This window comes from Cupriavidus sp. GW821-FHT02F09 (assembly GCF_059421605.1).
Window position 1 is genome coordinate 54,299 of sequence record NZ_JBWKVH010000042.1, and the last position, 14,587, is coordinate 68,885.

8 protein-coding genes and 1 pseudogene are annotated in these 14,587 nt (G+C 61.5%); 3 read left to right on the plus strand and 6 right to left on the minus strand.

The window, feature by feature from the left end; translation table 11 throughout:
- The first annotated feature begins 133 nt into the window (after nt 1–133).
- Nucleotides 134–1,321: a CaiB/BaiF CoA transferase family protein gene (locus AC07XB_RS31585; RefSeq protein WP_492831350.1), complete on the plus strand. Its 1,188-nt coding sequence runs from the start codon at nt 134–136 to the stop codon at nt 1,319–1,321.
- 388 nt (nt 1,322–1,709) lie between these two features.
- Complete coding sequence (locus AC07XB_RS31590; protein ID WP_492831351.1) at nt 1,710–2,687, plus strand: Bug family tripartite tricarboxylate transporter substrate binding protein; 978 nt, start codon at nt 1,710–1,712, stop codon at nt 2,685–2,687.
- 98 nt (nt 2,688–2,785) lie between these two features.
- Here AC07XB_RS31590 and AC07XB_RS31595 read toward each other — a convergent pair whose 3' ends face one another.
- From AC07XB_RS31595 to AC07XB_RS31620, 6 genes and pseudogenes are all read right to left on the minus strand, one after another.
- On the minus strand, nt 2,786–4,411 hold the full coding sequence (locus AC07XB_RS31595) for a GMC family oxidoreductase (RefSeq protein ID WP_492831352.1): 1,626 nt from the start codon (nt 4,409–4,411) through the stop codon (nt 2,786–2,788).
- Between the two features lie 188 nt (nt 4,412–4,599).
- Nucleotides 4,600–6,108, minus strand: a complete 1,509-nt coding sequence (locus AC07XB_RS31600) for an aldehyde dehydrogenase family protein (RefSeq protein WP_492831353.1) — start codon at nt 6,106–6,108, stop codon at nt 4,600–4,602.
- Nucleotides 6,109–7,271: 1,163 nt separating this feature from the next.
- Nucleotides 7,272–8,615 (minus strand): MFS transporter, encoded by a 1,344-nt coding sequence (locus tag AC07XB_RS31605; protein ID WP_492831354.1) that lies wholly within the window; start codon nt 8,613–8,615, stop codon nt 7,272–7,274.
- An 879-nt stretch (nt 8,616–9,494) separates the two neighbouring features.
- Nucleotides 9,495–10,022 (minus strand): annotated as a pseudogene (locus tag AC07XB_RS31610) (DDE-type integrase/transposase/recombinase); the annotation flags it as partial.
- A gap of 153 nt (nt 10,023–10,175) precedes the next feature.
- Nucleotides 10,176–12,005 (minus strand): NAD(P)-dependent oxidoreductase, encoded by a 1,830-nt coding sequence (locus tag AC07XB_RS31615; RefSeq protein WP_492831355.1) that lies wholly within the window; start codon nt 12,003–12,005, stop codon nt 10,176–10,178.
- Nucleotides 12,006–12,018: 13 nt separating this feature from the next.
- Nucleotides 12,019–12,369: a carboxymuconolactone decarboxylase family protein gene (locus AC07XB_RS31620; protein WP_492831356.1), complete on the minus strand. Its 351-nt coding sequence runs from the start codon at nt 12,367–12,369 to the stop codon at nt 12,019–12,021.
- A gap of 575 nt (nt 12,370–12,944) precedes the next feature.
- Here AC07XB_RS31620 and AC07XB_RS31625 point away from each other — a divergent pair.
- Entirely contained in the window at nt 12,945–13,931 is a 987-nt protein-coding gene (locus AC07XB_RS31625) for a Bug family tripartite tricarboxylate transporter substrate binding protein (protein WP_492831357.1), read from the plus strand.
- Nucleotides 13,932–14,587 lie beyond the last annotated feature (656 nt).

The window sequence follows — 14,587 nt, forward strand, 5'->3', positions numbered from 1 at the left end:
ACTCGCGGCCACGAAGAGCCGGCATTCGCTGCCACGATGCCGCGCATCGTAAGCCTCGTCGACTGGCACGCGAATTGCGTTGTTCAATTCCAATCATAGCTGCGCGATATGCCAACAATTAAGGAGACACAACATGCCCGGCCCCCTGACTGGCTTCACCGTGCTGGACCTGACCTCGGTCGTGATGGGTCCGTTCGCCACGCAGATCTTTGGCGACCTAGGCGCTGACGTGATTAAGGTCGAGAGCCCAGACGGCGACATCATGCGGCATATGGGCTCTGCAGAGCGGCCCGCGATGGGACCGATCCACGTTGCCGTGAACCGCAACAAGCGCAGCCTGGTGCTGGACCTGCGGCAACCGGTGGCACGCGACGCACTGCTGCGTCTGGCCGCGGGCGCCGACGTGTTCGTGCATTCGATGCGGCCGGATGCAATCGCGCGGTTGGGCCTGACGTATGACGATGTCAGGGCGGCGCGTGAAGATATCGTCTACTGCGGTGCCTACGGCTACGGCAAGGCGGGCCCTTATGCGCTCGACCCCGCGTATGACGACATGATCCAGGGCGTCTGCGGGCTCGCGGCGTTGAATGGCCACCTGGCGGGCGAGCCGCGCTTCACGCCGACCATCGTCGGCGACAAGGTATGCGGGCTGACGATCGCCTACAGCGTGTTGGCCGCGCTACTACACCGCGCTCGAACCGGCGAGGGCCAATGCCTAGAGGTCCCAATGTTCGAGTCGATGGTGTCGTTCATGATGGTCGAACATCTGTGGGAACGGGCCTTTGACCGGGACCATGGGCAGGCGGGCTACCCGAGGGTGATGAGCCAGCTGCGCAAGCCGCACCGGACGCTCGATGGCTACATCTGCATGCTGCCCTATACCGATCGCAACTGGCGGGACTTCTTCCGGCTCGCGGCGCGCCCCGACCTTGCCGATGATCCGCGCTATACGACGCCTACACGCCGCAGCGAGAACTACGAAACACTGTATGCCGTGCTGGCCGAGCTCATCGCCGGGCAGACCAGCGCGTTCTGGCTGGAGCAGTGCCGGGAACTGAGCATTCCGGCGGCTCCCGTCAATCGGCTCGAGGACCTGTTCAGCGATCCGCACCTGCGTGCCGCCGGCACTTTCTTCGAGGCGGAGCACCCGAGCCTGGGTCGCATCACGCAGGTCAAGCCACCGGTTACGTTCAGCCGTAGTCCGGCCCAGGTGAGGCGCCTCGCGCCGGGGCTCGGCGAGCACAGCGGTGAGATCCTGCAGCAGGCGGGCCTGACCGACCACGACATCGCAGCACTGGTCGCCAGCGGCGCGACCACCTGAAAACGGAAGTCCCGGATCCGCAGACCGGCTGGCCTGTGTCGGGCCGGCCGCCGCCGATCCGATCGCCGCATCCAATACAAAACGGAAGCTACCGACTGCGCGGCAATGGCGCGCGCTGTGCCACCGGGGCCAAATTGACACGCGCGAGTAGCAGGGGGAGCGAAATGATGTGTTGACTTCTGTCGTGGCAGCGACGATCGCTGCGCGACCGCTGGCCGCCCCGGCTGTCGAGCGACCCGCGCCGGGATTGGCAACTACTCCTTTCACGCAAACGACCTGCATGCGCCTGACGCCATGAACCTGGCAGACGCGATGGCAGGCAGACACTTATTAGCGCCGGTCGCCCCAGGTTGCGGCGCACCGGTCGCGTTCATGACGGAATCGGAAAATGAAAGCAAAGACCATCGGAACCCTGCATGCCGCCATCGCGTTACTCGGTCTTGGCGCTGGCAGCGCATCGGCGGACAACTATCCCTCTAGACCCATCCGGCTGGTGGTCCCGTTCGCAGCAGGCGGGCCGACCGACTACCTCTCGCGTCTCTACGCGAAAGCGCTGTCCGCGCAGTTGAAGCAGACGGTCGTGGTCGACAACAAGCCCGGCGCGGGCGGAAACCTCGGCGTCGACCTCGTTACCAAAGCACCTCCCGACGGCTATACGCTAGGCTTCGCGACTAATGGACCGCTGGCGGTCAATGTATCGCTGTTCGGCAAGCTCCCCTACGACCCGCGCAAGGACCTGACGCCCATCACCCGTTTCGCTTTCGTGCCAAACGTACTAGTGGTGAACCCCGCCCTCGGGATCAGGGACCTTGACGCCCTGATCCGGCTGTTCAAGGCCAACCCGGACAAATACAGCATCTCGTCCGGCGGCAACGGGACCACCCAGCACCTGAGCGTCGAGATGCTCAGGACCGTCGCGCACGTCAAGATCAGCCACGTGCCGTACAAGGGCGAAGGCCCCGCAATGGTCGATGTGCTGGGCAATCAGGTCCCGATCACCTTCGCCAGCCTCGCCGCCGGCCTGCAGCAGATCCGTGCCGGCAAGGTCGTGCCGCTCGCCGTGACCTCGGCCCAGCGGAGTCCCGCGCTGCCGAATGTGCCGACGATCGCCGAGAAGGGTTACCCCGGCTTCGAAGCGACCGCCTGGTATGGCGTGATCGCGCCGCCGGGCATGGCACCGGAACTGGTGCAGAAGCTTAACAAGGCTAGTGTTGCAGCGACCAACTCGCCGGAGGTCGTGCAGAAGGTCAGAGAGAATGGCGGTACGCCGTCCACTACCTCGTCCGAGGAATTCGGCGCCTTCATCCGGTCGGAGGTCACGCGATGGGCCCCCATCATCAAGGCTTCCGGCGCGAAGGTCGACTGAAGACGCCAGCCGTCACGGGCCGTTTCCGCCTGGCGCGGACACGGCCCGTGAATCAAAGCTGTCGGGGAAGGCGGAGGCAGCCGCCCGCCTGGATACGTTTAGGCGGACACCTCGCGGGCCGGCGCTGCGTCGGAGGCGATCATGTCGGCACCCTTCTCGCCGATCATGATAGTGGGGGCGTTGGTATTGCCGGACGTAACGGTCGGCATGATCGACGCATCAACCACGCGCAGTCGCTCGACGCCGCGTACCCGCAAACGCTCATCGACGACCGCCATGGCGCCGGTGCCCATCATGCAGCTTCCGGCTGGATGGAAGGCGCACTGGCCCTCGCGCTCCATGTAGTCGATCAGTTGTTCATCGGTGCGGAAGTCCGGACCTGGCGCTATCTCGCTGACCACACGGGAGGCGAGCGGCTCCGTAGCGAAAATCCGGCGAATCTCGTACAGGCCGGCAAGCATCACCTTGACGTCACGCGGATCGCCAAGGTAGTTCGGCACGAAGGCGGGAGGCTGCAGCGGATCGGCCGATTGCAGCAGGATCTCGCCACGCGAGGCGGGCCGCATATTGTAGACCGAGGCGCTGATACCGGGATAGTCGTCGACCTCCACGCTGCCGGTCGCACGATAGCGGAACGTCATCGGCCGGAAGCTGATTTCCAGGTCGGCGTGGTCCACCTCTGGCCCGCTGCGGACGAAGGCCGCGGCCATCGACGACCCGAGCGCGAGGTAGCCGCGCCGCGTGGCAACATAGCGCATCCCTTCCCAGTACTTCCGCCAGCCGCGCAGCGCATGATTGTATGAGCTTTCCCGGGTTGCACGGGCCTGCACGCGCACCACGAAATGGTCCTGCAGATTGCGGCCGACGCCGGGTGAGTCCACCACCGAGGTGATGCCATGGCGCTGAAGCATGTTGCTGTCGCCGATGCCAGACAGCATCAGCAAATGGGGGGAACTCAGCGCGCCTGCACAGACGATCACCTCGCGGCGCGCAGCGATAGTCCGGGCGTGCCCGTTCTCGATGACCTCCACGCCGGCGGCCTGCCGGTCTCGGAACACGATACGGCGCACCAGCGTGCTGGCCTGCACCACGAGATTGGCGCGCTGCCTGACTGGCACGATGTAGGCTTCGTACGCGGACTGGCGAATGCCCTTGCTGATGGTGGCTTGCAGGAACCCGGCACCGTGCATCTCGACGCCATTGAACTCGTCGAGCGTGGGAATGCCGTTCCGCCGGGCCGCCTCGAGGAACGCGAACGCGGACGGATGCTTGACGGACGGGTCACTGATCACCAATGGACCATCGGTGCCGCGGTACGTTCCCGCACCCCGGCAGTTCGTCTCAGCGCGCCGGAAGTAAGGAAGCACGTCGTCCCAGCCCCAGCCGGCGTTGCCCAACTCGGCCCAATGCTCGTAGTCCTCACGATGGCCGCGGATATACACCATGCCATTGATGGCGCTGCTGCCTCCAAGGGTCTTGCCGCGTGGCCAATAGATGCGCCGGTTGCGCAGCGTCGGCACAGGTTCGGTGAAATACCGCCAGTTAAGTTGCTCATGCTGAAACAGCTTGCCCATACCGGCAGGCGTGCGCACCCAGAAATCGCCCTCGCTTGGCGGGCCAGCCTCTAGCAGCAGCACCCGGCACGCCGGATTGTCCGACAGCCGGCGTGCCACCACGCAACCCGCAGACCCTGCACCAATGACGATGTAATCGTAGTTTTCCAAGTTCAGTCTCTCGACAGATCAGCCGATGGAGACCCGCGGCGGGCGTAGCGACACCGGCGGCACCTGGCATCGGCGCGGACCCGCCTCTCCGGCGTGTGTGCTCCCCCTGCGGCATGTCTCCATTCAGCTTTGTTATCAACCACATTCGATGGACGACCAGTGTTGCCCCTGGGTGTCGTCGTTGCACTCTACAGCCGCATCAGGATCGACTTGGTCTGCGTGTACGCGTCAATGGACTCGGCGCCCAATTCACGCCCGTAGCCGGACTGCTTGTAGCCACCGAAAGACATGACTGGATCACCTTCAGCATAGGTGTTGATCCAGACACGGCCTGCTTTGAGTGCGCGAGCCACCCGGTGAGCGCGGCTCACGTCCCGCGTCCAAACAGCGGCCGCCAAACCGTATTCCGTGTCGTTGCCCTTGAACACTGCGTCATCCTCGTCCTTGAAGGGAATGATGGACAGCACCGGGCCAAAGATCTCTTCGCGTGCAATCGCCATGGTGTTGGAAACGCTGCTGAAGACGGTCGGCTCCACGAAGTAGCCGACATCGCCCAGCCGAGTGCCGCCCAGCGATAGACGCGCGCCCTCGCTCTTGCCAACGTCCACGTAGCCCAGAACGCGCTCCATCTGGCGTTGAGAGATCAGCGGTCCCAGCTTGGTGTCCGCATCGAAGGGCGAGCCCACCTTGTAGGTCGCTGCGATCTTGGTCACCCACTCCGTGGCCTGCTCGTGCAGGCTTTCGTGCACGAACAAGCGTGTACCAGCAGAGCAGATCTGCCCCGAGTTTCTGCAGAAGGTGTCGACGGCCGCCGCCAGCGCCTTTTCGAGGTCAGCATCCGGAAAGATGATGTTAGGAGACTTGCCCCCCAACTCCAGTGAAACCTTCTTCAGATTGCCTGCGGACGCCTGTAGCACCTGGCGACCTACTGCCGTAGAGCCCGTAAACGCGATCTTGTCGATGTCGAAGTGGGCGGACATGGCCGCGCCGGCGGTCGCACCATAGCCGGGGACGATATTCAGGACACCGGGCGGCAGCCCGACTTCCTCGATCAGTTCCGCCAGTCGCAGGGTTGTGAGTGGTGCCTGCTCGGCCGGCTTGAGCACGGCGGTATTGCCGCAGGCCAGCGCAGGAGCGATCTTGTTGGCTGCCATCACGAGCGGCACATTCCACGCGTTGATCAAAGCGCAGACGCCCATAGGTTCGCGCAACATGTATTGAAAGCGAGCCGCGTCCGTCGGGTTGGTGGTGCCGCAGATTTTTGTTGTCCAGCCGGCATAGTAGCGAAAGATGTCGGCCACCTGCGCTGCGCGTGCCATGGTGGTTGACAGTGGTGCTCCCATGTCGAGAGACTCCAGCACTGCCAGTTCTTGTGCGTTGCGTTCCACGGCATCAGCGATCGTGAGCAGCAGCCGGGCTCGTGCATGCGGCGAGATGCCGGTCCACGTCGGTGCCTCGAAGGCGCGTCGTGCCGCGGCCACGGCGGCGTCGACGTCAGCGCTGTCGGCCTCAGCCACCGTGGTCAGCAGCTGTTCGGTGGCCGGGTTGATCGTTTCGAATGTCTTTCCGGATTTCGCCTCGACCCATTCGCCACCGATCAGAAGCCGCTTGGGTCCAGCCTCTATCCATGCCAGCGCGCGTTGGAGCCCGACATTGGTCGTCGGGGTGGGGGTTGAAGTCGGCACAGCAGACGGCATCAGTTTCTCCGGGTCTTATAGGAAAGTCGTGACTAGCATTGCGAGTCCGCCGTGACGGCTTCTCGCGTCGTTACGAACTTACCTAAGCAATTGGAGTGCCAGATCGGAAAACCTCCATGGAGGCCGGGATGGGTAGCACCCCAAGATGTATCAGAGAAGGCCCACGAGCGCCCCAGGAAGGAGTGGCGGGTATCTCCAGCGAGCCTCGCGGCGGCACCACCACCCGCCGGGGCATCGGGCCGCCAAGCTGGCGGCGACGCGCAGTGTCTACGGAACCAACACAAGTGTCCTCAGCACGCACACGCCAGTGACACTAGTGGCACTCCCGGTCAGTTCGCCGGGTACAGGCGGCCCAGGTGGTCACTGCAGGGGCATGGGCTTCTTGCCCGCGTGATCGATAACTCCGCACGCCCGTCAGCATCGCGGACATCACAAAGGCGAAGCCCAAGGTTCTCCCCATGCCCCGATCGGCCCTTCCCCACGCCGGGAAACTCATCATCGTGCATCGACATGAAGGCTTATGTCCGTGAAGACGGACTCTATGATGTCGAGCCCCGCTCGGTCGACACCGCGCCCTTCGCGTTCGCCCGCAAGGTGTCGTCCGTTCGCCTGCCCGCGGGTGCGCCCGCTGCGCGACCTGTGGGGCCGCCCAACAGTCGACAACCACTACGTGGTCCAGGCCATCAAGGTCGTGTCGGATGCCGCCTTACCCTCTGAGCAAAGAGGCGGAATCGACGTTGTCGGTGCTGGTTGGGCAACGCATCGCCTCTGGATGGTCTGCGAATCCAGGAGCGGCGGCGCGGCGTAGCGAGCTGCCCCGTCCCGATGGATCTGATGATTCCGCTGGGGACGCCCGCGCCACAGGCCATCACAGGTGCCCGACGAGAGGGACAGACCTCCGTCGATACCAGAAAAGTACTAATCAAACTCGACAGTTGCTACGCTTACAGACGCAGCCGCGCAGTCGTCCCACACTTTTGGCCGCAGCTTTTGCAGCCCGGAACCGCCCCCGGTTCAGCGGCGTCTGAGGCGCGTAGCACTTGATATGCCCGACAAATGGCGATCATGAGTGGACCAAGGTGCGACTCGGCGAGCTTGTCGACAAACCGGCCGAACCATCCGTTTCACCGCCAGCATCCCAGGTTCCTCCCTTGCGGTGTCGGTCATCGCCTTCCGGACTGCCGCTTTGGTCGAATCGCAGATTTTCGCGAGAAGAATGGGTAGAAAAGCAATACGGACGCGACCAAAAGAGCACTCCCCACGTACAGACTTATGGTAAAACCGCCGGTGGCGGTCTTGAGAAGGGCGAGGCCATAGGGGCCCACGATTCCAGCACTACCATGAATGACCGTGATGATGGCGAGGCCCGTCGCCGCTACCCTCCCACTGAACACACGTCCGGGAAATGTCCACAGCATGGCATACGCGCTGGTCAGGCCAGTCCAGGTAACGCACAGGCTGAGCAAGGTCAGTAGCATGTTCGTGGGGAAAAATGTTGTAAGTAGGAGTCCAGTGGCCGCCGTCAGTGCGCACATGATGTAATGCCAGCATCGTTCATCTGTGGCATCCGAGTGTCTGGCCACGATCACTGAAGCCACGACACCGCAAAGCGAGGGAAAAGCCGAGTAGAGGCCGACTTGCAGGACAGACAGCCCCATCCCTTTCAGCAGGCTAGGCTGCCAAAACGTTAGTCCAAATAGCGAGATAAGCATCAGGAACCCGACGACGCCCAATACCCAAAGACGGGGGTCGCGCAGCACACTGAGCAGTTCCTGGCGATCAAGCGTGTGATGTGCCACATTGCCGTCCCGAATGAGTTGCTGCACGCGTTGGGATTCTTCGGGAGTCAGCCATTTTGCTTTGTCCGGGCTGTCCGAGAGGAATGTGTACGCAACAAATGCAAGCACCACGCACGGCAGCCCTTCCGCGATGAACAGCCATTGCCAGCCTTGAAGATTACCGACACCGTTGAGATAAGTCATGAATAAACCGGCTATCGGACCCGATATGATTCCCGCGCAACTCGGCGCCGTGTAGAACAGCGCGGATGGTTGACCCCGTCGCTGACTGGGATACCAAAGTGTGAGGTAATACAGTACGCCCGGCACCAGTCCGGCCTCGAACGTGCCGATCAGGAAGCGCAAAATGTAGAACTCCGTGGGGGTCGACACAAGGCTCATCGCAGCGCTGCAAAGCCCCCAAAGAATCATGATGCGGAATAGCGTCTTGCGAAGGCCTATGCGCGCGAGAATGATGTTGCTTGGAATCTCAAAAGCGATCAGACCGAAGAAAATAAGACTGGCACCAAGACCGAAAACGGCGTCGCTGAACCCGAGATCGTCTCTCATGCGCAAGTGCGCGTAAGCGACGTTCGTGCGGTCCAGATAGTTGAAGAAATACACCAGCCAGAGAATGGGCATGATGCGAACCGTGAGCTTGCGGAACAGGCGGTTGTCAGAGTCCGCGACGCCGGCTGTTTCGCTGATAAGGCTAACGTTGCTGCTCATTTGCCTAGCTCCTGCATAAAACCGACCGGACGAAAGACGATGATCTGCAGGGGGGTCCCCACGACGGCGAGATGGCGCGCGATGGTCTGCCTCGCAGGTGCAATATGCAATACATGAATGTCTCCTGGACCGTTATATATATTGTCTGAATCATCACGAAGATCACGATACGCCGGTCGCCCAAGACGATCCGGACGATCATGAACGAGTGGCCCCGGATACCTCTTTCGACGTGGAAACCCCGTCTAAAAGAAGATATCGGCGACAACACACTGGCAGAGCCTTAGCTGCATGCCCCGCTACCGCTAACACGAAGAAGGAAGGCAGTTGCCAATTCAGACTGCGGCGATCAACCCGAAACCTGACAATTGTGGTCCCAGCCGACGCCCAGTCCATAAAAGCAAGTCGCATACCATCTCCGATCCCGGCTTGTTGCGCCTCCTGATGTCTCACCGGCTATCTGAGCGACAGCATCAACTTCGCGACACCCGTACCTTTTCGAGGCGGCAACACTGAATGCATGCTCCCGACCCGGCCGCCCGCGTCGAGCCAAGCACGGCGTGCGGTGTCGTTGTTGTCACCGCGAAGGCCACATCCAACCTTGGCCAGGACTAGTTCTGGTTGAGTGATGCCGAAGTGGTTGTTTGACTGGCTGTGTGTATCAGTCAACGACACATGTATGCGGTGGAGACAGCCTTTCCGTCGTCACAGACGCACGCCGGCCACTTTCGCGCGACTCACATCGGCCATCATGCGTCGCGGGCGACTGGCATCGAGCTCGCGGACTGACGCAGGTCTCGCTTCGCGGTATTTATGCCGAAAACGGACTGGCGTATGCCCAGTCGAGCTCCCGCGCGCTTGCCGTGTCCGATCGCACAAGGCAAAGCGTTCGCTGAGGTGTTTGCAATAGAGCGAAGCGCGTAGAGAATGTCGTTTGAGCGCGAAGTGCTGCCGGATCGGGCCAAAGCTCGTCAGGAAAACCTGTGTCCGTTCAGGAAGTCGGAAGCCGCGCATCTGCCGCTCGCGTTCACGCGTAGGCTGATGGCTTTCGGCCCGGCTATTGACACGATCCTGGCTTTGACGAACACGTGCCTGACATCTGTGAGCTCCGGAATGTCGGCTCGTTCTGCCGGATAGCTGCGCAGTTTTTCGGTGACTATCCTGTGCGGCCCTTCAGGTCACGAGACGAAAACCCGCTTGAAGAAACTGCTTGGCCGCAGCCTTGTCGCGCCGCTTCTGCAGCAGGATATCGAGTTCGGCACCGTGCTGCTCAACCGCTCGCTACAGCAGATAAGGCTCGCCGCGCAGCGTGACTAACATTTCGTCGATATGCCACGCGCTGCCTGGCTTGCGGCGAGCCGCCTTGACGCGATGCGAGAAGCCCTTGCCGAACATGTCGCACCATCGAGATCGCCCTCTCTATCGTGTACGCACGAGGGCACGGAAGCGGGGCCTTGCGATATCGCTGCGAGTGCCAGCCGCGGATCTCGCAGACCTAACGCCGAGGCCACTCAATCCGACCTCTCATCGGTAACATCCTCCCCGATGAAAGTTGGCCTTCTAGGCGCCCGCGAACTTGATATCGGACATGGATTCGTACAACTCTGCCATAGAGTCGATGTTGGCGGTCCCACCAAGCTTGTTCATACCCATCTCGTACAGATTGCATACCGTGTTGGCAATGAGCATCGGCGCACCACATTCCATAGCCATCCGCCCTGCCAGCTTCAGGTCCTTCACCATCAGTTGCAGTTGGAAGTCGGCCGTCGCTTTGCCTTCGGACAGCGTCGGCAGGATACGCTCGGAGGCGCCGCTCCATCCTGTACTCTTGTTGATCACCGTCGCCACATCGGCGAGCTTGAGACCGTACTTTACCGCGATGGAAGCTGCCTCGTAGGTAAGCAGGCAATTGCAGGTCGATACCGCGTTGTTGATCAGCTTGGCTATGTGGCCATTTCCCGTTTTTCCGCAGTACACGATGTTTGGGCTGATCGACGCGAAAATCGGCCGCACTGCTGCAAACGCGTCGGGGGGGCCACCGGACATGATGGCAATCGTGCCGGCCACGACACCGCGCGCGCCGCCGGCAACCGGGGCATCGACCAACTGCACGCCGAGCTTCTGCAAGTCAGTCGCAATGCTGAGGGTCATCGTCGGATCGCCGGTGGTCTGGTCCACGACGATCTTGCCGGGTGAGAGACCTTCTGCCAAGCCACCCTTGCCGAAGATCACCTCGCGCACGATGGCCGAGGTGGGCACGCAAAGGAAAATGACGTCGCACTCGCGAGCGAGCGAGGGCAGGTCTACGGCGGCGACGGCGCCCTCGGCTTCGAACGCGCGTACGACCTCGGCGCGCGTGTCGAACACCTGCACCTTGTGCGACAGCATCATGCGGCGCGCCAGCGCCCCGCCCATTGTGCCTAGCCCCACGTAGCCGATGCGCACTTCAGCCTGGCCCGACGAAGGCGCGGCGGCGGCGGGTTGCGCCACTGCGACCTCTGAAGGGTCGACGATGCGCGTCCCTGCCATAGACTCGATGAGGTCGATGACCTTCTCCAATTGCGCCTTCTCGCCTAGCGTGCTCACGCCGATCTGCAGCAGCCCGCGTACCAAGGTCGTGAGGGTCGTGGGCGCACCGCACTCCCTTCCCAGCTGGATTGCCTGATTCATGTCCTTGAGCATCAGCGACATGGCGAAGTTCGAGGGAGTGAACTTGCCATCGGCGAGGTCTTGCAACGTGAGCTTCGACGCCCGGTTTCGCCCTGAGCCCTTGTTGATCGCGTCCGTAATCGCTGCGAGCGGTAACCCCATTTTCCTACCCATGGCAACGACCTCAAGCAACGACAGCCGGCAACCTGCGCTCAGCAGGTTGTTGACGAGCTTCATCGCCTGCCCATCCCCAACGCCGTTGCCGCAACGGAACACGTTGGGGCTGATCGCTCTCAGCACCGGCAGCGCCTTCTGGTAGCTTTCCTCCGGGCCGGAGGCCATGATCGTGATCGTGCCCGCATCAGCGCCGACGACGCCGCCAGAGACGGGCGCGTCGATCATCTCAACACCCTGCGTGGCCAACTGGGCGGCGATCTCGCGGGTCTCACCTGGCACGCCGCTGGTCTGGTCGATGACCAGCTTGCCAGCGGCAAGGCCCTCGGCCAAGCCCGCAGGGCCGAATACCAGTTGGCGCACGTCGGAACTGCGTGGCAGGCACAGCAGCACGATGTCGCACCGGCGCGCCAGCTCCGCCGCCGAAGGTGCCGCAACTGCACCCAGTTCTTCGATTGCCCCGGCGGCGGCGCTATTGATGTCCCACACGATGAGTTTGTGGGCGCCCACGAGCCGACGCGCAAGCGCAGATCCCATGGCACCCAGGCCGATATATCCGATATTCATAACAGTCAGTTCCTTAGCTGGCCTCGGCCTCAAACAAGTCGAGTGCAGCTTTGCCGGCGCTCAGGCCAGCAGGCCAGCCCGCGTAGAAAGTCACCTGCACGATCAGGCCTCGCAGTTCGTCGAGGGCGATGCCGGCTTCAACACCGCGGGCCATCCACGCCTTCATTTCCTCGACCTTGCCACCTGCGGCCAGCACGCCGAGAGTGACCAGGATTCGGTCACGGTACGCGAGTTCAGGCTGCTTCCAGACGTCGCCCAGGAGCACTTCCTTGCGAATGCGCGCTAGCTGCGGTACGTGCTCGTATATGCGGACGGAATCGCCAGTCGCCTGGTACACGCGATTGGACTCGGAGGTGGATTTCATAAGGTGTTCCTCTACGAATGCTCTGAAAGAAATAAGTGGGCGCCGACATCGCCATGAATGGCGGCCTTCGACAGCCTTTCTCAATGCAAAATATGTGCCAAAGAAGAAAAACGAAATCCCATTGGTGCACCTTGCGGCGCCCCTGCCACTGTAGCGATCCGTAGACCCCGCTTCTGCGACCTCACCTATGCGACGAGAATACTGGCATCGGGCATCGCGAACGCGTGCGACCTAATGCCCCTTAGACGTCATCGATAGGTGCTCTCACCTGAAGAGTATGTCTGCACCAGCGACATGCGAAGACACTACTAAACATTGTTGGCGTGCAAGAAGCCTAGCATCACCGGGTTTTTTGCCGGCTTCTCCTACCAAAGATGGCCCAGCCGCCGCTCTGGCATGGCGATTGCTATGCGACCTCTGCGCGATAGCGTCGCTGAACTGGACGTTACCAAAGCTAAAGCGTGCCGCACGCTTGACTCGAAAGACGTCTGGCTTGCGCTGAAACGGATAGTGCCCCACTCACCTGAAGCTTCCGGCGAGGCAGTGGCACCCAATAACCAATGGAGACATCGGACATGAAGACCTCTTTCATCAGTACCCTGGTTGTGTCAGCATTCGGCGCCTCTCTTGCACTTGCCAACCCCACATCGGCGACGGCGGCCGATCAGTATCCGACCAAGCCAATACGCCTCGTGGTGCCCTCTGCCCCCGGCGGCTTGCTCGACTTGGTAAGCCGACTTGTGGCCCAGAAGATGTCAGAAACGCTGGGCCAGTCAGTTGTCGTGGAAAACCGTCCCGGCGGAGGCACACTGGTAGGTGTACGGTATGTGAAGAGCGCGCAGGCCGATGGCTACACACTCCTCGCCGCCACCAACACCATCACTGCTCTGCCGGCCGTGAGGCACGACCCGGGCTTCGATCTCTTGAAAGACTTTACAGGCATCGGTCCGATGTACCGATCACCATGGTTTGTCCTGGTAGGGCCAGGTCAACCAGACAAAACTGTCGCAGAGTTCATCGCGCGGGCCAAGAATCATCCCGGAACCATGACCTTCGCATCGGGGGGGATCGGTACGACGCCTTATCTGGCGGCCCAGTCATTTTTTCAACAGGCGAACGTCAGAATGCTTCACGTGCCCTACAAAGGAAACGGTGCCGTATATCCGGATCTTGTGAGTGGGCGCGTAACAATGATGTTTGATGGGGTAACGAACACCTCTGCCATGGTCAAGAACGGACAGTTGAAAGCGCTTGGAGTTACATCAACCGGGCGACTGCCCGCGTACCCGAACGTCCCGACCGTTGCCGAGCAGGGGCTGCCGAACTTCAGCAACTATTTTTACATGTCGCTGCTGGCGCCTGCAGGCACACCGAAGGACGTGGTTCAGCGACTGGCGGATGCGATGCAGAGTGCCACCGCCAGCAAGGAGCTGCGCGAGCGCTTCGAGCCGGACGGCATGGAGCGCATGGCCGTATCACCAATCGAATTCAATCAGTTTCTCAAACGTGATGTGGCCGACATGGTCAAGCTGATATCTGATCTTGGAATACATAAGGAGTAGGAAGAAGCGGGCTTGGAGCGGCGTGCGCGGGAGCCAGGGGAGTCGTCATCGAAGCCAGATCACTAAGATCTGGGACGCCCACGCCATTCTGCAAAACGACGATAGTCAGTCGCTGCTGCACGTGGCGTGCCACCTTTTCCAGGCTGGTTATGCTCTCGCGTTTCTAGCGGGCCGCAGTATTGAGATGTGTGGGCCGGATCAGAGTTTCCGCATACCCGATCACGGTGCGTCCACCAGGCGGCGCGAGCTAACAGCAAGCATCGACATCGAGCAAAGCCGGCGGCGGAACTTCTGGCTAGGAACATCGAAAAATTCGGCATTGTCCAGGTTCTCTTCGGCGAGGACCGCCAGGGCGATCGTGTATGTCGTTGGACCCGAGCAAGGCATCCCTCAGCCGGATGCTCTTGGTCTGTGCGGACCCGCATACTTCGACTCATGCTGCGCTGGGCACGCTTGCCTTTGGCGGGGAAACAGGCGATCGGTCCGGTTGCTACGGGAAAGAAGCTTGCATTTATTCCTCGCCGAACCGAAAGATAGACTTGGCCGTTCCTAAGAAGCTGTTGCGAAATTAGTTCATGCAGGGTTTTAGCCTGCTCCAGCAAATCAGTGAACAGGCAAGGGACAGGAAGGCTTCGTGGACATGGGCATATCGTTCG